The sequence below is a fragment of the Mesorhizobium sp. M0491 genome, assembly GCF_040321265.1.
GTDB lineage: Bacteria > Pseudomonadota > Alphaproteobacteria > Rhizobiales > Rhizobiaceae > Mesorhizobium.
This window is the reverse complement of record NZ_JAMYRE010000008.1, coordinates 151,268-168,779: the sequence shown is the minus strand read 5'-3', so window position 1 is coordinate 168,779 and position 17,512 is coordinate 151,268. Positions and strand designations below refer to the sequence as shown.

At 62.3% G+C, this 17,512-nt stretch carries 15 protein-coding genes, 1 tRNA gene and 2 pseudogenes; 10 read left to right on the top strand and 8 right to left on the bottom strand.

The genetic code is table 11. The annotated features are described in order from the left end of the window. Window positions 1-36 precede the first annotated feature (36 nt). A tRNA-Val gene (locus tag NKI69_RS12680) sits at window positions 37-111 on the bottom strand. A gap of 361 nt (window positions 112-472) precedes the next feature. Further along, window positions 473-1,153: a phosphoglycolate phosphatase gene (locus tag NKI69_RS12675; protein WP_023813969.1), complete on the bottom strand. Its 681-nt coding sequence runs from the start codon at window positions 1,151-1,153 to the stop codon at window positions 473-475. Between the two features lie 321 nt (window positions 1,154-1,474). On the opposite strand from NKI69_RS12675, the gene rpiA reads away from it, so the two are divergent. The 3 genes from rpiA to gor all read left to right on the top strand — a co-directional run bounded on the left by rpiA (window position 1,475) and on the right by gor (window position 4,303). Continuing rightward, window positions 1,475-2,206 (top strand): ribose-5-phosphate isomerase RpiA, encoded by a 732-nt coding sequence (gene rpiA / locus NKI69_RS12670; RefSeq protein ID WP_023813970.1) that lies wholly within the window; start codon window positions 1,475-1,477, stop codon window positions 2,204-2,206. Beyond that, complete coding sequence (locus NKI69_RS12665; protein ID WP_352442439.1) at window positions 2,193-2,795, top strand: DUF2059 domain-containing protein; 603 nt, start codon at window positions 2,193-2,195, stop codon at window positions 2,793-2,795. Before rpiA ends, NKI69_RS12665 begins: the two co-directional genes overlap by 14 nt. A gap of 116 nt (window positions 2,796-2,911) precedes the next feature. After that, on the top strand, window positions 2,912-4,303 hold the full coding sequence (gor, locus tag NKI69_RS12660) for a glutathione-disulfide reductase (RefSeq protein WP_352721498.1): 1,392 nt from the start codon (window positions 2,912-2,914) through the stop codon (window positions 4,301-4,303). 66 nt (window positions 4,304-4,369) lie between these two features. On the opposite strand, the gene mgtE is transcribed toward gor, so the two are convergent. Together mgtE and NKI69_RS12650 are read right to left on the bottom strand one after the other, a co-directional pair. Beyond that, complete coding sequence (mgtE, locus tag NKI69_RS12655) at window positions 4,370-5,734, bottom strand: magnesium transporter (protein ID WP_352721496.1); 1,365 nt, start codon at window positions 5,732-5,734, stop codon at window positions 4,370-4,372. Window positions 5,735-6,007: 273 nt separating this feature from the next. Further along, window positions 6,008-7,906: an ABC transporter ATP-binding protein/permease gene (locus tag NKI69_RS12650; protein ID WP_352677249.1), complete on the bottom strand. Its 1,899-nt coding sequence runs from the start codon at window positions 7,904-7,906 to the stop codon at window positions 6,008-6,010. 600 nt (window positions 7,907-8,506) lie between these two features. Here NKI69_RS12650 and NKI69_RS12645 point away from each other — a divergent pair. Continuing rightward, window positions 8,507-8,944 carry a hypothetical protein gene (locus NKI69_RS12645; protein ID WP_352721494.1) on the top strand — a complete coding sequence of 146 codons (438 nt, stop codon included), beginning with the start codon at window positions 8,507-8,509 and terminating at the stop codon, window positions 8,942-8,944. After that, window positions 8,896-9,003, top strand: a pseudogene (locus NKI69_RS12640) (hypothetical protein); the annotation flags it as partial. The gene NKI69_RS12645 and the pseudogene NKI69_RS12640, both read left to right, overlap by 49 nt. Here NKI69_RS12640 and NKI69_RS12635 read toward each other — a convergent pair. Continuing rightward, a complete protein-coding gene (locus NKI69_RS12635; RefSeq protein ID WP_352721493.1) occupies window positions 8,982-9,662 on the bottom strand; it encodes a DsbA family oxidoreductase in 681 nt (226 codons plus the stop codon). The pseudogene NKI69_RS12640 and the gene NKI69_RS12635 sit on opposite strands and share 22 nt — an antisense overlap. Window positions 9,663-9,679: 17 nt before the next feature. Beyond that, a complete protein-coding gene (locus tag NKI69_RS12630; RefSeq protein WP_352721491.1) occupies window positions 9,680-11,500 on the bottom strand; it encodes an extracellular solute-binding protein in 1,821 nt (606 codons plus the stop codon). Window positions 11,501-11,732: 232 nt separating this feature from the next. On the opposite strand from NKI69_RS12630, the gene NKI69_RS12625 reads away from it, so the two are divergent. Continuing rightward, window positions 11,733-12,362, top strand: a complete 630-nt coding sequence (locus NKI69_RS12625; protein ID WP_013531658.1) for an invasion associated locus B family protein — start codon at window positions 11,733-11,735, stop codon at window positions 12,360-12,362. A gap of 72 nt (window positions 12,363-12,434) precedes the next feature. On the opposite strand, the gene hspQ is transcribed toward NKI69_RS12625, so the two are convergent. After that, complete coding sequence (gene hspQ, locus NKI69_RS12620; protein WP_023811879.1) at window positions 12,435-12,758, bottom strand: heat shock protein HspQ; 324 nt, start codon at window positions 12,756-12,758, stop codon at window positions 12,435-12,437. A gap of 125 nt (window positions 12,759-12,883) precedes the next feature. Here hspQ and NKI69_RS12615 point away from each other — a divergent pair. Beyond that, a pseudogene (locus tag NKI69_RS12615) lies at window positions 12,884-13,846 on the top strand (AEC family transporter). On the opposite strand, the gene NKI69_RS12610 reads toward NKI69_RS12615, so the two are convergent. Then, window positions 13,823-15,034, bottom strand: a complete 1,212-nt coding sequence (locus tag NKI69_RS12610; protein ID WP_352721489.1) for a UbiH/UbiF family hydroxylase — start codon at window positions 15,032-15,034, stop codon at window positions 13,823-13,825. The pseudogene NKI69_RS12615 and the gene NKI69_RS12610 overlap by 24 nt on opposite strands. A 71-nt stretch (window positions 15,035-15,105) precedes the next feature. On the opposite strand from NKI69_RS12610, the gene NKI69_RS12605 reads away from it, so the two are divergent. From NKI69_RS12605 to pcsA, 3 genes are read left to right on the top strand one after another with little or no spacing between them, the layout of a single operon-like run. Beyond that, a complete protein-coding gene (locus NKI69_RS12605) occupies window positions 15,106-16,044 on the top strand; it encodes a DUF2182 domain-containing protein (protein WP_352721487.1) in 939 nt (312 codons plus the stop codon). A 14-nt stretch (window positions 16,045-16,058) separates the two neighbouring features. Continuing rightward, window positions 16,059-16,673, top strand: coding sequence for a DUF1326 domain-containing protein (locus NKI69_RS12600; protein ID WP_352721485.1), 615 nt, complete (start codon window positions 16,059-16,061; stop codon window positions 16,671-16,673). Then, a complete protein-coding gene (gene pcsA / locus NKI69_RS12595; RefSeq protein WP_023811884.1) occupies window positions 16,670-17,488 on the top strand; it encodes a phosphatidylcholine synthase in 819 nt (272 codons plus the stop codon). Before NKI69_RS12600 ends, pcsA begins: the two co-directional genes overlap by 4 nt. Window positions 17,489-17,512: the final 24 nt, after the last annotated feature.

Here is a 17,512-nt window from a genome sequence, read left to right as displayed (position 1 = left end):
ATCTCCACCAGACATCGCCAACTGCCGTAAGGATTTTGGTGGGCGATGCAGGGATTGAACCTGCGACCCCACCCGTGTGAAGGGTGTGCTCTCCCGCTGAGCTAATCGCCCGCTCGTTGCCCAAAGGCCAAGCGAGCCGCGATATAAGGGAGGCGGGTGCGGGAAGTCAAGGCGGTGTTCGGCGTTCCGACAGGATCGGATTGTCGGCCTATCCGGCCTTGTCTCGACGAGACGTGGCCGCTTCCAAAGGCAATCGAATATAGGTTCTTGCGAAGAGGACCCCCACCCTAGCCCTCCCCACAAGGGGAGGGAAGCTGCCGCGCTCTCGCCTTTTGCGTCGAGAACGTTGGAAATCTGCTGATATCAGCGCCGACGGAATCTCCTCCCCCTTTGTGGGGAGGGGTTAGGAGTGGGGGTATTCGTAGGGCGCAAGCCTTTGCCCATATGCGATTGCCTGCGCCACTCCCCGTCACTACCCGGCGGCGGCAATCAGCTTCTGCGCCAGACCGAGCGTCAGGGCGTCGAAATGCGAGATCACCGCCGAGGGCTCGAATTCGCTGACATGCCGGTCGGTGTAGCCGAAATCGACCGCCACCACCGGGATGCCGGCGGCTTTCGCCGTGTCGATGTCGGTTTGCGAATCGCCGACCATCAGCGCGCAGTGCGGGTCGCCACCGGCCAGCTTGATGGTCTCGATCAGATGGCGCGGGTCGGGCTTGCGGAAGGCGAACGTGTCCTGTCCGGCGATGGCCGCGAAATGCCTGGACAGGCCGAGCGCCTCGATCAGCGCCAGCGAGTTGGCTTCGTATTTGTTGGTGCAGATGGCCAGGAGATAGCCGGCCTTTTCGAAGCGCGCGATCGCCTCGACGACACCGGGGTAGGGGCGCGATTTGCCGGGGATGTTGATTGTGTAGTGGTCGAGGAACAGTTTCAGCAGCCGGTCGTGCTCCGCGACATCGAGCGATCGCTGATGGGCGGCGTGCGCCCGCTCGATCATCACCCGGCCGCCGTGACCGACAAAACGCCTGAAGCCGGCTTCGTCGACCGCCGCGATCTCGCTGGCGGCCAGGCTGTGGTTCAGGCTGTCGAGCAGGTCCGGCGCTGTGTCGATCAGCGTACCGTCGAGGTCGAACACGATGATCGGTCGGGTCATGGTCTGTCCTGGGCAGGTGTGCAATGGGCAGGCGATAGCGGCTGCGGCGCGTCAAGGCAAGCGCGGGGCCAGTTCGTTCAGGCGGGGCCTGCCCATCAGGCCGGGCATTCGCGGCGGGCCGTCCTATATGAAAAAACCCGCCTCGACGGCGAGTTGTTGGCACAAATCAGCACCATGGACAAAAATGTAGCATAGCTGCCCTCACCGGTCAAGGAAATAATTCCTACACAGGCATCACCTGGAGAAGCGCCGTCCAGGGCTTTGACCGGACCGGCAAAAATGCTACGAGCCCGGCAGCGAATTTCCGGGGCAATTACCGACATGGATGCAAGGCAATTGAAGGTCGAAGCCGCGCGCGCCGCACTTGCCCATGTGGGCGACGGCATGCGGCTCGGCATCGGCACCGGCACCACGGCCGAAGAGTTCGTGCGGCTGCTTGCCGAAAAGGTCGCCACCGGCATGACCATCATCGGCGTGCCGACTTCGGAGCGCACCGCGTTGCTCTGCCGCGAGCTTGGCGTGCCGCTGTCGACGCTGGAGGAAACGCCAGAGCTCGATCTCACCGTCGACGGCGCCGACGAAGTCGACCCGGAACTGACCTTGATCAAGGGCGGCGGCGGCGCGCTGCTGCGCGAGAAGATCGTCGCCGCGGCGTCCCAGAGCATGATCGTCATCGCCGACCGCTCCAAGATGGTCGAGACGCTCGGTCGTTTTCCGCTGCCGATCGAGGTCAATCCGTTCGGCCTGCGCGCCACTGAAATCGCGGTTGCCACAGCGGCTGAAAAGCTCGGTCTTTCCGGGCCGGTCACATTGAGGATGACGGGGGGGCAGGCTTTTGTTACAGACGGCGGCCATTTTATCCTCGATGCATCTTTTGGCCGCATTCCGGATACAAGAGCGCTTTCGAATGCTCTCCACGCCATTCCGGGCGTGGTCGAGCATGGTCTTTTCATCGGGCTGGCTTCAGCGGCCATCATCGCCGGCGGCGACGGTATCCAAACCGTCCATGCCGCCCGAAAACCAGGGAGTTCTACCGATCATGACGTTGCATAACCGGGTTCGCAGCCTTTCCGTCCTTCTGGCGGCCTCGGCCGTTTTCGCCTTCTCTTCGCCGGCGTTTTCGCAGGATGTCACGGATTCGCACCTGAAGGCCGCCCGCGCGGCGGTCGCTGCGATCCACGCGACCGACCCGTTCGACAACATCCTGCCGCAGGCAGCCGCGGCGCTCGAATCGCAGCTGATCCAGAAGAACCCGGACATGCAGGAACTGATCGGCAAGACGATCAGCGAGAAGGCGCTGGCGCTGGCCTCGCGCCGCGCCGACCTCGAGAAGGAAGCAGCACTCGCCTACGCGAAAGTGTTCTCCGAAAAGGAACTGGCCGACATCGCCGCCTTCTACAATTCCGATTCGGGCAAGAAGCTGCTCGATAGCGGCCCGACGGTGACCCGCGAACTGGTCAAGGCAGCCGACATCTGGCAGAACGGCCTCGGCCGCGATCTCGCCCAGCAGGTTGGCGAAACGCTGGCCGCCGCCGCCAAGGCAAAGGCGCAGGCAGCACCTGCCGCGCCCGCCGACGGAGCCGCCGCTCCGGCCGATGGCGCAGCGCCCGCCGATGGCGCGGCCCCCGCGGACAACAACTGATCCCGCATTTCAAATGGCCTTGCGGCCTCCCGCGAAAGCCCGGCCTGTCCGGGCTTTTCTTTTGACGGTTTGCGGCCTACCTGTCTGACACATTTCTGAAGCTTGGGAGCCGCGTCATGGCCGGTTACGACTACGATCTTTTCGTCATCGGCGGCGGTTCGGGCGGGGTCAGGGCGGCGCGTGTCGCCGCGGCTCTCGGCAAGCGTGTCGGCATCGCCGAGGAATACCGCTATGGGGGCACCTGCGTCATCCGCGGCTGCGTGCCGAAAAAGCTCTATGTCTATGCCTCGCAATTTCCCGAGCACTTTGCCGACGCCGCCGGCTATGGCTGGACGGTGCCGGAAGCCAGTTTCGACTGGCAGACGCTGGTCGCCAACAAGGATCGCGAGATCAGCCGGCTGGAGGCGATCTACGTCAGGAACGTCGAGGGCGCCGGCGGCGAGACCTTCCACTCGCGCGCCATGATCGTCGATCCGCATGTCGTGCATCTCCTGGGTGAGGATCGCACCGTCACAGCAGACCAGATCCTGATTGCCACGGGCGGCCGCCCGGCGCCGCATCCGGCGCTGCCCGGCCATGAACATTGCATCTTTTCCAACGAGGCTTTCGACCTCAAGGAATTGCCCAAGGCGATCATGATCGAGGGCGGCGGTTACATCGCTGTCGAGTTCGCCAACATTTTTCACGGTCTCGGCGTCGACACCACGCTGGTCTATCGCGGCAAGGAGATCCTCAGCCGGTTCGACATGGACCTGCGGCGCATGCTGCACGAAACGATGGAAAAGAAGGGGATAAGAATCCTCTGCCATTCCGTGTCCGAATGGATCCGCAAGCGGCCGGACGGCCGGCTCGACGCGCTCGTCAGCGGCGGCGAGGTGCTGACCGTCGACCAGGTGATGCTGGCCATCGGCCGCATTCCCAATACCGAGAATATGGGCCTGGAAGGCATCGGACTGGAGATGACCAAGACCGGCGCGATCGCCGTCGACCAATATTCCCGTACCAACATCGACAGCATCTGGGCGATCGGCGACGTCACCAACCGCGTGCAGCTGACGCCGGTGGCGATCCACGAGGCGATGTGTTTTATCGAAACCGCCTTCAAGGGAAATCCAACCGCGCCCGATCACGAGACGATCGCGACCGCCGTCTTTTCACAGCCGGAGATCGGCACTGTCGGCGTGTCGGAGGACGACGCCGTCAAACGCTTCCCCGACATCGAGATCTACCGCGCGACATTCCGGCCGATGCGGCACACCCTGTCCGGGCGGGATGAGAAGATGCTGATAAAGCTGGTGGTCGACGGCGCGTCGAAGAAAGTGCTTGGCGCCCACATATTGGGGCCGGACGCCGGCGAGATGGCGCAGCTTCTCGGCATCCCGCTGAAGGCAGGCCTGACCAAGGACGATTTCGACCGCACGATGGCCGTGCATCCGACAGCGGCGGAAGAACTGGTCACCATGTACAAGCCGACCTATCGCGTGAAGGACGGCGCGCGGGTGGATTGACGGCAAAGCCGGACTGCGGGACTCCGCCGCAGCAAGGTATTTGCCACGGCGGAGATAAGGAAGCGGCTACAGCAGCGTGCCGCGCAGGATCACCAGCGCCACCGAGAAGTAGATCACCAGCCCGGTGACATCGACCAGCGTGGCGACGAACGGCGCCGATGCGCTGGCAGGATCGAAGCCGATGCGTTTCAAGGCGAACGGCAGCATCGAGCCCGACAGCGAACCGAAGGTGACGATGCCGACCAGGGCCGCGCCGACCGTCGTGGCGATCAGCGGCCAGTGCGGGCCATAATCGTAGAAGCCCATATATTGCCACAGCGCAATGCGGCAGACGCCGACTACGCCGAGCATGGCGCCCAGCACGAGACCGGTGGGCAGCTCGCGCAGCGCCACCCGCCACCAGTCGCCAAGACCGATCTCGCGCAGCGCCAGCGCGCGGATGACCAGCGAGGTCGCCTGCGAGCCGGAATTGCCGCCCGAGCTCATGATCAGCGGGATGAACAGCGTCAGCACGATCGCCTTCTCCAGCTCGCCCTCATAGCTCTGCATCGCGTTGGCCGTCAGCATCTCCGAGATGAACAGCGCGCACAGCCAGCCGCCACGTTTCTTGATCATGGCGAGGAAGCTCATCTTCATGTACGGCTCGTCCAGCGCCTCCATGCCGCCGAAACGGTGCACATCCTCGGTCGTCTCCGCGATCATCGTGTCGATGATGTCGTCGATGGTGACGATGCCGAGGATCTTGCCGTGGTCGACGACCGGAACGGCGAGCAGATCGTATTTGGAGATCGTCTGCGCCAGGGTTTCGCGATCGGTCAGCGGTCCGACCGTCACCGGAAGATGATCCGGCGCCACCGTCATGATCGAATCGCCGGGCTCACCGGTGATCAGCCGGCGCAGGCCCGTCGAGCGCACAAGCAGGTGCGTTTGCGGATCGACGATATAGATCGCATACACGGTCTCGCGCGTCCGCTCCACCTTGCGGATGTAGTCTAGCGTTTGCCCGACGGTCCAGTCCGAGGGCACGCTGACGAACTCCGTCGTCATGATCGATGCGGCGCTGCCTTCGGGATAGCCGAGGATGGAGAGCAGCGTTGCGCGCAGCGGCGGTGCAAGCCCGCCAAGCAGCTCGGAACGGGCCGGCTCTTCCAGCTCGCGCAGGATGTCGGCGGCACGGTCGACCGACATCGCGGTGAGCAGCTTGCCCGCCTTGGCGCGCGGCAGCGCCTCCATGAGTTCGGACGCGCCGTCGAGTTCCGGCTGATCGAAGATCTCGACCAGACGTTCGAACGTCACTTCACAGAGCAGTTCCGTCGCGGTCTCTCGAGGCTCCCTGTTCAGGGCCTCGACAATGTCGGCGACGTGATCGTTGGCTAGGATACGGGCAATCGCGACGGCCTCGTCGCTGGCTACGGCGGTAAATTCGTTCATGGCTCACTCCTTGCCGTCCGGCAGGACATGAACCATGTGAGGTCACGTCAGGGCGGACGGCTGTTGCGTTCGACTGTGACTGTCGCCAGGCATGGCGCGGTGACCTTTCCGCTTGCGGGTTCGCGTTTTTACTATCTGCAAGCGGGCGCAACATAGGAGCGCGCCTTGCCGTGTCAATCGCGGTGAGGAGGGAAAACGCCGACGAGCGGCCGAGATCGCGAGACTGTGATCGCCGGCCGCCGTGCGACTACGCAGACCGGGGTGGAATAACCGTTATTTCTGCTTCAGCCGGCGCGAGAAGCGCAGCCACTTGTCCTCGACCGGCCTTGGGGCCGGCCTTGGCTGCACGAGAATGGTGGTGAGCTCGACGGGCAAGGTCGGAACCAGCGGCTTCTTGGTGGCGACGCCGTCGGCGATCGCGACGATGCTGTGATAGAATTCGCTGCCCGTCATCGATCTTGGCGCAACCGCCTCGTGCATGACGCTGATCACCGTGACATCGGGGCAGTTGTCCTTGATGGCCTGGTGGAAGGCGACCTTGCCGTCGGGGTCGAGCGCGCCGGTCGCCTCGTCGAGGAACAGCAGCCCCGGCTGCTGCAGCACGATGCGGGCCACCACCAGCTTCTGTTTCTGGCCGCCCGACAGCACCTGGTCCCAGCTTTTGCCTTCGCGGCTTTCGTCGGCCATATGCTCGATAAAGTCGCCGAGCCCCGCCTTGTGCAGCGCCGACGCGACCTGCGCGTCGCCATGGTCGCGCTCGGAGCCCGGAAGGCAGACCAGTTGCTTCAGCGTCACCTGCTGCAGCTTGACCTCCTGGGCGGCATAGAAACTCTTGACGCCCTCGGGGAAGACGATGGTGCCGCGGCCATAGGGCCACAGGCCGTTGATCGCCTTGATCAGCGAAGTCTTGCCGCAGCCGGACTCGCCTTTCAGGAAAGTCCATTCGCCGCGCCGGAAGCGCAGATTGGCGGCGCTGAGGAAGGGCGTCGCATCCTCGCCTTGATGCGCCAGTTCGAGCTTCTGGATGGTCAGGCCAAAAACCGGGTTCTGGCTGGTGTAGTGGAAATCGGAGCGGCCGGTCTGGCTGTAGAATTCCTGCGGATGCTGGACATTCTCGATCGCCTGCGCCAATTCGATGACGCGCTGGCTGTTGGCGCGCAACGTTGCGATGTTCGGCATGACGTGGATGAACCAGGAGCATTGACTGATCAGCGAATTGACCAGTTCGGAGCCGGTTATGTAGCCCTTGAGATCGAAACCGTTGTGGATGAACGGCACCAGGCCAGGTCCATAGGCGACAATGCGGGCGCCAATGAAATTGTAGATCAGCTCGAACGAATTGTAGCCTGTGTTGACGATATTCAGCCGCGCCCAAGTGCGGTCGATGTCGACATAAAGTCGATTGTGCATCGTCTTCTGCACATCCTCGCCTTGCGAGGCCGCGACATGGAAGCTGCGACGCAGAAAAGTGGTCAACTCGCCGCGATAGCTGCCTTCGGATTGCTGCATCCTGACGTTGAGCCGTTCCAGCAGACGACCCAGTTTGACCGCGATCCAAGTGTTCAGCGGCACGTAGGTGGCGACCGCCAGGAAAGCCAAAACCGCGCTGCCGTAGCTGCCGAGAAATTCCAGCCCTTTCACTTCCGCCGAGTTTTCAAGCAATTTCTGGCCGACGAAATAAAGCGATGTGGCAACACCCAGGACGCCCATGGCGAGGCCGATGGCTCCGCCGGTCATGTCCTTGATGGATTCCTGGACGCGCTGATCGATGTTGTCGGGAGCGGCATTGCCGGACGAACCATGCTGGGCGTGGAAATGCGTATGATTGGTGTCGAGCAGCGCTTCGTTGAAGCGGCTGTCCAGCCAGCCGCGCCATTTGCGGTGCAATGTCGCTGACACGAGGCTGCGGATGCCGGTGAAGCCGGCGTCCTTGAGCACGACCAGCAGCACCAGGACGCCGGCATTGACCAGCAGCGAGCGAAGCGGCGTGGTGTTGGCGGCGTCATGGAAGAAGGCGATCGAGTTGACCAGTTCGCCGGAGGCTTCGGCGAACCAAACACCGGCCTTGCTGGACAGCGCCGTGAGCAGTGCGATCACCAGCGTCAGCGTCCAGGCTTCCTTCCAGCGGTCGGAAACCCAGTAGGCCCGCATCAGGCCCCAGAAGCTGCGCATCGACGACACCGGCGTCAGAAGCGATCGCCCTGCGGCATCGCGAGGTGTTTTTTCCGGTACTGACTCTTGCGATGGTCTACCGACCCGAATCACGATCCCGCCCAAACCTTTTTTCTTTTGTTACGGATGGTAACACCAATTGATCATTTTCCATTAATTTAAAACCGGGCCGACCGGATTGCGCCGGCAGCCGTGGCCGTGAGGCAACAGATTACATGCTGAAATATAGCGACAACGATAGGCAAAAATCCGAATATTGCTTTTGATTTCAAATGCCTGATACATAGGGGGCGTGACGTTAGCGCGGCTTCCCTTAGGGAAGGTTTTCACACGGTTTTGTGAACTCAAAATCGTCCGGACCGAGCGCTTTTCTCAAAGCAGGTTGACCCGAACACCCGAAAATTTGCCGTTCGCGACCTCGCCGGGCGTGCCGTTGTCGTCCTTGCCGGAGGCAGGAGGTGACCGGAGAATCGGCCGAGCGGCGCTTCCTTGTCGGATCGGCTGAGGGACTGTGTTTGACAATTCATCCGCTTGGGATTGAACCTTGCCTGGCATCGTCGACACTCATGCATGTTCGGTTCTCCAACAAGGAAGCTCCCAATGCTTGCACGCGCGGCCGCAATCCTGTCCCTCTTCGCCTGGCTGCCCCTCGTACCTTTGGCGCATGCCGGCCAGCAGAGCATCCCGGCCAGCGCCGAAGGCCAGATCGAGTTCAACACGCCGTCCGGCAACATCGGCTGCATCTACACGCCCAAAGGCGGCACCGGCACCTATGAACCAAGGGATGGTGGCCCGGAGCTGAGCTGCTCGCGCGTCGAGCCAAGCTACGTCACGATTATCCTGGGTCCGAAGGGGCCAGCCACGCTGATCAAGAACCCAGGCGAGCAGGGCTGCTGCAGCGATGTCGACAAGCTTGGCTACGGCAACAGCTGGAGCGCCGGGCCGTTCTCGTGCCAGTCGTCAAGCAAGGGACTGACCTGCACGGCCACGAACGGCCATGGATTTTTCATCAGCAAGGCCAAGGCGACGGTGAAGTAACGCTTGCTGCTGTCGCGGAGAGGAGAGGGCGGTCGGCTCAGCCGGCCTTTTCCAGTTCGCCGCGCGCCTTGGCGGCCGCCACCTGGCGAATGGCATCGGCCAGCGTGTCGGCATCCTGCGCGCCCATGACCGCGTATTTGTCCTCGAGCAGGAAGCACGGTACACCAGAAATGCCCATGCGCGACGCGGTGGCGACCTCGGTGCGCACCGCCTCGACATCGGCCTCGGTCGGCAAAAGCGTGGCGACCACGGACGCATCCATGCCGGCCTCGCGCGCCGCCTCGACCAGCACGGCATGATCGCCAATGTTGGCGCCTTCCTCGAAATTCAACTGGAACAGCCGGCGCACAAGCCTGTTCTGAATGGCTTCGCCGGCGGCACCTGCCCAGCGGATCAGCCGGTGCGCATCCAGCGTGTTCGGCGCCACCTTGATGGCGTCGAAGGCGAACGAGATGCCTTCGACTTCGCCCAGCGGCTCGATGCGGGCGTGAATCTCGCGGATGCGCTCGTCGCTGCCGAATTTTGCCAGCATGTATTCGCGGCGGTCCTTGCCTTCGGGCGGAATGGTCGGATCGAGCTGGAACGGCCGCCAGCGGACATGCACGTCGACATCGCTGACGGCGGCGATTGCCCTGTCGAGCCGCTTCTGGCCGATGAAGCACCAGGGGCAGACGACATCGGATACCACATCGACGGTGATGGCGTTCAATTCGCTCATCTCGACCTCCTGATCCCTCAGTTGGGCTTGCGCCACCATGTTGGCAGTTGATACCCGAATATGGGCGTCTTTTGCGGATGTTCCAGGTAGTTCCAGTAGGCGATCCATTGCTGCGTGTTGTACTGCATCGGCACCATGTAGTTGCCGGAGATCAGCAGCCGGTCGAGAACGCGAACTGCGGCAACATAATCCTCCTTGGAGCGGGCGCGCAGCATCGCCTCGATCGCCGCGTCCACAGCCGGATCGGCGACGCCGGCGAGATTGAACGAGCCTTCCGTCCTGGCCGCGGCCGAACTCCAGCGCCCGCTCTGCTCGATGCCGGGCGACAACGAATTGTTGAAGCCGCTCGATCCGATCAGGACCTCGAAGTCGAAGCGCTGCTTGCGCGACTGGATCTGATCGCCGTCGAGGCTGCGAATGGTGAGATCGATGCCGATCTTCTCCAGCGTGCGCTGGTAGATGCCGGCAAGGCGCTCCTCGTCCTGCGACGCGGTCAGGATTTCGAAGCTGAAGGGTTTGCCTTCGGGATCGAGCATCGTTCCATTCTGCACGTGGTAGCCGACACTTTTCAAAAGATCGAAGGCTGCCTTCAGCACGCGGCGGTCCTGGCCCGATCCGTCGGTCACCGGCGGCCGCCATGTACCGTCCATGACATCGGCCGGCACGCGGCCGGGGTAGGGCGCCAGAAGCGCTTTCTCCTTGTCGTCCGCTGGATGGCCGAGCGCGGAAAGCTCGGAGTTTTGCCAATAGCTCATTGTCCGCGCGTACTTGCCGCCGAACAGGTTCTTGTTGGCCCATTCGAAGTCATAAAGCATACCGAGCGCGCGCCGCACGACCGGGTTGGCGAATTTCGGCAACCGCGTGTTGAACAGGAAACCAGTCACCACGGGCGGAATGCCGGTGTCGAAGGTCTGCGCGACCACATCGCCCTTGTGGAAGGCCGGAAAATCGAGATCGCGCTCGCGCTTCACCGGATCGCTATCGTCGTCGATGGCGCAAAGGCCTTTCTTGAACGCTTCGAGCTTGGCGTTAGCGTTGAGGAAATACTCGATAGTGATCTGGTCGTAATTGTCGAAACCGCGCTTGGCCGGGACGTCCTTGCCCCAGTAATCCGGGTTGCGCTTGAACACGATGCGCTGGCCGGGCTGCACCTGCGCGATCGTATAGGGGCCACTGCCGATCACCGGCTTGAGCGTCGTCCTGTGGAAAGTCTCCTTGTCGAAGGCATGCTTCGGGATGATTGGGGTCAGCGCGATGATCAGCGGGAATTCGCGATCGGCCTTGTCGTTGAAGGTGAAGCGCACGCTGTGATCGCCGGTCTTTTCGAGCTTGGCGACCCTGGCCATGCGGTCGCTGTAGGGCGGTCGCCCTTTCTCGGTGTAGACATCGTAGCTGAACAGCACATCTTCCGGCGTCACTGGCTGGCCGTCCGACCATTTGGCCTTCGGGTTGAGATGGAATTCGATGCTCTTGCGCTCCGGGTCCATGTCGGCGCTGTCGGCCAACAAACCGTAAAGCGTGAAAGCCTCGTCGGCATTGCGCTGCATCAACGGCTCGAAGACCAGATTGCCGAAGATCGTGTCCATCATGCCGCGCGCCGTCGTGCGCAGGCTCTTGAGGATGAAAGGGTTGAGGTTGTCGAAGCTGCCGACGACGCAATACGTGATCGAGCCACCCTTCGGCGCATCGGGATTGACGTAATCGAAATGCGTATAGCCGGGCGGCAGCGCCGGCTCGCCCTGCATGGCGATAGCGTGCTTCGGCTCCGATGCGGCCGGCTGATGCGAAAGGGCGAGAAACGATATCCCGGTGATCAGCCAAACAACAACGCGGCCCATGACCGTCTCCTTATTGGGTCGGCTTGATGATTCGGTGTGCACCCTAGCATGGGGCGGCTGCGCGCCGGCCAACCGCGCGTTCAACAATTGCTGACGCCGGGCTGGATTCGGCCTCGCTTGCAGTGTAACACGCCCTCCGAAGTCATTCTGTTGCCTCATTTCGGCAACAGGTAGCTGGACCACACGGCACGAAGAAGCCGGTCCCGGGATCATTTGAGAGGAAGTGCACGACATGACGAGCCTGAACAGCAACGCGTACCGCCTGTCGGTCATGGCCGCTGGCGTGGTCGGCTTTCTCGGCGCAGGACTTCCCGCCGCTTCCGCACAGCAGCAACAGCAGATTCCGCAAGGCTGGTTCAAGGCCTGCACCAAGCAGGAAGACGTCGACATCTGCAATGTCCAGAACATCACCACCGCCGGCAACGGCCAACTGGTCACCGGCGTCAGCCTGATCGAGCTGAAGGGCAAGGTGAACCGCAAGGTGTTCCAGGTGACGGTGCCGACCGGCCGTCTGGTGCCTCCCGGAATCGGCCTGCAGATCGACACCGGCAAGGCGCAGAAGCTCGATTATGTGATCTGCTTCCCGGATCGTTGCGTGGCCGAAGTGCCGCTGACCGATCAACTCGTCGCGGCATTCAAGAAAGGCCAGGCGATCACGCTGACTTCCGTCAATTTCCAGAACCAGCCCAATCCGATCAAGATCGCCCTGCAGGGCTTCAGCGGCGCCTATGACGGCCCGGCGCTGCAGCAGTCGGACATCGAGGACCGGCAGAAGAAGCTTCAGGACTTCGTCGCCAAGAACAACCAGGATTTCGCCAAGAAGCTCAAGGAAGAGCAGGACAAGGCGAAGACCGCCAACTGATCGGCCGATATCGTCCGGCCAACAAAGAAGCGGGGTCATGCCCCGCTTTTTTTGTGCCCGTCTCTCCGCGGGTTAGTGCCTTGACTGCCGTTTCGGCTGGTAGCCGCCGTCCGGCCTCTTGTCGAACATCTCCTTGATCTGCGGATGCCGGACCGGCTCACCCGACTGATCCTCAAGCAGATTCTGCTCGGAGACGTAGGCGATGTATTCGGTCTCCGAATTCTCGGCGAGCAGATGATAGAAAGGCTGATCCTTGCGCGGCCGAACGTCGGCGGGGATGGCTTCGTACCATTCGTCGGTGTTGGCGAATTGCGGATCGACGTCGAAAATGATGCCCCTGAATGGAAACAGCCGGTGGCGAACCACCTGTCCGATTGCGAATTTGGCTGTTTTCATCGTACTCACCACTGAATTCCTTGGGCTTATTTGGCGCAGACCGCGCATCAATTCAATCCCGAGGCGCTTGACGCCCTATCAAGCAACGGGCTAGCCCGGCGCCAGGGTTTCGGACCAGCATAAAAATGTCTGACGTCATCGGTCTTGTTCTTCCGTTCTTCGGCTTGATTTTTGTCGGGTTTCTGGTGGCGCGCATCACCAGGCAGCCGCTGGAGGCGCTCGGCTGGATGAACACGTTCATCGTCTATGTCGCGCTGCCGGCCCTTTTCTTCCAACTGCTTGCCAGGACGCCGTTCGAAGACCTGACGGAATGGCGCTTCATCTTCGGTTCGGTCGTCTCCACCTTCATGATATTTTCCTTGATGTTCATGGGGTCGGTGCTGACCTCGCGCGGCGAGATAGCGCAATCGACCATCAAGGCGCTCGCGGCCGCCTATGGCAATATCGGCTATATGGGACCGGGGCTGGCATTGCTGGCCTTCGGCGAGGAGGCGGCTGTGCCGGTCGCCCTGATCTTCTGTTTCGAGAACATCATGCATTTCGCCCTCGCACCCATGATGATGGCGCTGTCGGGCAACGAGAAGACCACTCCTCTCCGGCTTGCGCTGGGTGTCGTGCGCAAGATCGTGCTGCACCCGTTCATCATCGCAACCGCCCTGGGTGTCGGCGCCGCCTATATCGGCTTTCGACCGCCCGTGCCGGTGGAGCGACTTCTGGAATATCTTTCCCGGGCGGCCGCACCTTGCGCGCTGTTTGCCATGGGCGTCACCCTGGCGCTCAGGCCGCTCAATCGCGTCCCGCATGAGATGGTTCCGATTGCGGCGCTGAAACTGATCCTGCACCCGTTGCTCTGATATGTCGTGCTGAGCTGGATCGGCAATTTTTCTGAGACATGGGTCTTCTCGGCGGTGCTTCTGGCGGCATTGCCGACCGCCACCAACGTCTTCGTCATCGCCCAGCAGTATGGCGTCTGGGTACAGCGCGCGTCGGCCAGTGTGCTGATCACAACCTGCCTGTCGGTCGTGACCGTCACCGGGCTGCTCTACCTGATCCGGCACAATATCCTAGCGCCGGACCTGTTTCCCTAACCCGCCAGCAAGCGCGGCAAAACCGCTGCCGGGACGAAGTCCCTCGCGCATGAAAAAAGCCCGAAGCGGCGCGAAGCCTCCGAGCACACCGAGCCCGGCAACGCGGGCCATCTGCGCCGGCAGCATGTCGGAAAGCAGCGACATGTTGAGCAGGTTGACCACGCTGCTGCGCGCCAGAATATCGGGGCGGCGCTTGAAATCGTAGGCTGCAAGCGCCTTGGCTGCACCTGGATCGGCTCTATTTTCACGAGCGATTCCAATTAGATCGTCGACGTCCCTGATGCCGAGATTGAGGCCTTGCGCACCAATCGGGGGAAACACATGGGCGGCTTCGCCGACCAGCGCCACCCGATCTCGGGCGAAACGCAGTGGCGTCACCGCCGAAAGCGGATAGATCTGCCTGCCCGGCTCGACCGTTACCCGGCCCAGCATCGACTGCATCTGCTGTTCGACCCGCTGAGAAAGCGTCGCATCGTCCAGTGCGGCGAGGTCGGTCGCGGTCTCGGGCTTGACCACCCAGACCAGGCTGGAGCGATTGCCGGGCAGGGGGACCTGCGTGAACGGACCGGTCTCCGTGTGGAATTCGGTCGAGGTGAAGGCATGGTCGCCGCCATGGCCGAAATTGAGGACGAGAGCTGCCTGCGGGTAGGACCGGGCCGAGGTCGAGATGCCGGCCGCCTGGCGCGCCAGTGACAACCGCCCATCGGCGGCGACCGCCAGCGCTGCGTCGACCGTGCTGCCGTCGGTCAGGACGGCACGGGCGTGCTCGGCATCGAGACGCCAGTTCGCCACCATCGGCATCAGCCGGTCGATGCCGGCATGCGCGGCAACGGCGCTGGCGAGTGCCGGGTTGAGGACGCTGTTGGGAAGGTTCAGCCCGAATTGGTCCTCGTCGATTTCGCTGGCACGGAAGGTGACGACCGGGCTGCGGATCAGCCGGCTGGTGGCGTCGACGATGCGCATCACTTTCAGGGCCGCCGCCTTGGACTTGACGGCTTCGAGCACACCAAGCCGGTCGAGCACTTTCAAGGCAGGGTTCATCAGAGCCGTCGTGCGGCCGTCGGGGGCAGTGGGCTCCGGCCCGACCAGCGTCACCGGGAAACCTTCTGCGGCAAAACCGAGCGCCGCGATCAGTCCTGCCGGCCCCGTGCCGGCAACCAGTATCCGCGCAGTTTGCTGATGCTCCAAGATCGGCTTCCGGCTTGCAAGGCGAGGCGGGTCCACCCGACCTGCCGTTCGATGAGCATATAGGTCAGATCATGCCGCTTGATCAACGCGGCGATTCGGCCCATTCGGATGTCATGACCGGCCAGCAGGACGACTTTAGGCATCTCGACCGCGCCGGCCGCGCCATGGCCGGCATCGCGCGCAATCCTCGCGTCACGGTAAACGTCGTTGTCGGCGCTTGCATCCTGCTTGCCTGGCTGTCTCTTGCGGCGATGGCAATCCGCGGGGCTGAAACAGGGATTGCGGGCGTCGGCGCCCCTGGCGACACGATCCTGCGCAGCCTGCCGCAACTGCCGCTGCCCGATTTCCTGGAACGGTTCTTTGTGCTGTGCCTCTCACCGGTGCCTTTGGACGCAAGTCTCGGCTTGCAGGCCGGCGCGCTCGTTTTCATGTGGCTCCTGATGGCGATTGCGACGATGTTGCCTTCGGCTGCGCCGATGATCCGCACCTATTGCGAAATCACTGACACGGCTCGCATCAAGGGCGAACCGGTCGTTCACCCGCTGGTGCTGGTCGCCGGTTACCTCAGCGTCTGGCTCGCCGCTTCAATGATGTTCGCGGCGCTGACCTTGGCCGCCCATGCATTCGCCTCGTCAGCCGGGATGCTCGATCCGGTCGTCGGCCTTGCCGCTGCGCTCGCTCTCCTGATTGCCGGCCTCTACCAGTTCAGCGGCCTGAAGGAAGCTTGCCTGAAGAAATGCAAGAACCCGTTCTCGATCCTTTTCGCGAACTGGAGCGCCAGGCCGGCCAGCGTCTTTCGGCTCGGTGTCGCTCAAGGTCTGTGGTGTCTCGGCTGCTGCTGGGCCTTGATGCTGGTGATGTTCGCCGTTGGCGTCATGAACATTTTCTGGATGGCGTTGATCGGGCTGTTCACCCTGATCGAAAAACAAACCGCCAGCAGGGTTCCAACCCGGCTGGCCGGTGCGATACTGCTTGTCTGGGCAGCCGCGCTGCTAGTAGTCTCGCTGTGAGTGGGGGAAAATCGATGGCAGACCAGAGCTGGGCGATGAAGGGAGAGCTCGTACTCTCCTGCAATTGCACGGTTTTTTGCCCCTGCGTGCTGTCGCTTGGCAATCATCCGCCGACCGAAGGCTACTGCCAGACCTGGGCGGGATTTCGCATCGATGCCGGCCATTTCGGTGAAGTAGATCTGTCCGGCCTCAATCTCGGGCTGGTCATGGAAATTCCCGGCTACATGAGCCGCGGCAACTGGACCGCGGGCCTGTTCATCGACAGCCGCGCCTCTGTCTACGCGGTCAAGGCGCTGACCAAGATCTTCACCGGCAAGGCAGGCGGAACCACATCGCTGCTCTCCATCCTCGTCGGCAAATTCCTCGGCGTCGAGCAGGTGCCGATCACCTATGAGACGCGTGACAAGACGCGTATATTCCAGATACCGAAGATTATCGACGGAGCGGTGACACCCATCCCCGGCAAGGACCGCGACAAGGACACGGTGATCAGCAATTCGGAATACTGGATCGCGCCTGAGATCATCGTGGCCCGGTCCGACAAGAGCAAGATGCGGGCTTTCGGCCGCAACTGGAATTTCGCCGGCCGTTCGGCCGAAATCTGCAAGCTGGATTGGCGGGGCCCGTGAGCAAGAACACAACGGCCCGAAAAGCCGCCAAAAAGATCACGGACCGGATTCCGCGCCCGAAGAAGAAGGTCACCTGGCCACAGGCGAGAGCGTTCTCCGTCCACCTCTTGACCGCCTCGGGGTCGTTCCTGGCCTTCCTGTCGCTGGTAGCGGCAAGCGAAGAGCGCTGGACGGCGATGTTCTGGTGGCTCGGGCTGGCATTGTTCGTCGACGGCATCGATGGGCCGATCGCGCGGAAGCTCGAGGTCAAGGAAATCCTGCCGACTTGGTCGGGCGAACTGCTCGACAACATCATCGACTACGTGACCTACGTGCTGATCCCGGCCTTCGCGCTCTATCAGCGCGGCTTCATGGGCGAGGGCCTGTCATTCCTGTCTGCGGCGATCATCGTCGTCTCCAGCGCCATCTACTATGCCGACACCGGCATGAAGACGAAGGAGAATTTCTTCAAGGGGTTCCCCGTGGTCTGGAACATGGTGGTGTTCACCCTGTTCGTCATCGAGCCCGGACAATGGGTTTCGTTTGCGGTGGTGGTGGTGGCCGGCGTCCTGACTTTCGTACCGATCAACTTCATCCACCCGGTGCGGGTGGTGCGGCTGCGGCGCATCAACCTTGGGATGACTCTCTTGTGGTGCGCTTTCGGCGCGCTTGCCCTGGCCCAGGCGGCACTCGCTGCCTTCTACGATCAGATCGGCGTGCTGGGCGAGCAGGTCAGCACCTTCACCAAGATCGGCATCACCATCACCGGGCTTTACCTTGCCTGCATCGGTGGCATCATGCAGTTCTTTCCCAATCTCGGTGCCAAAAAGGCCTGATCAGCCACTCCCACAGAGAGCCTA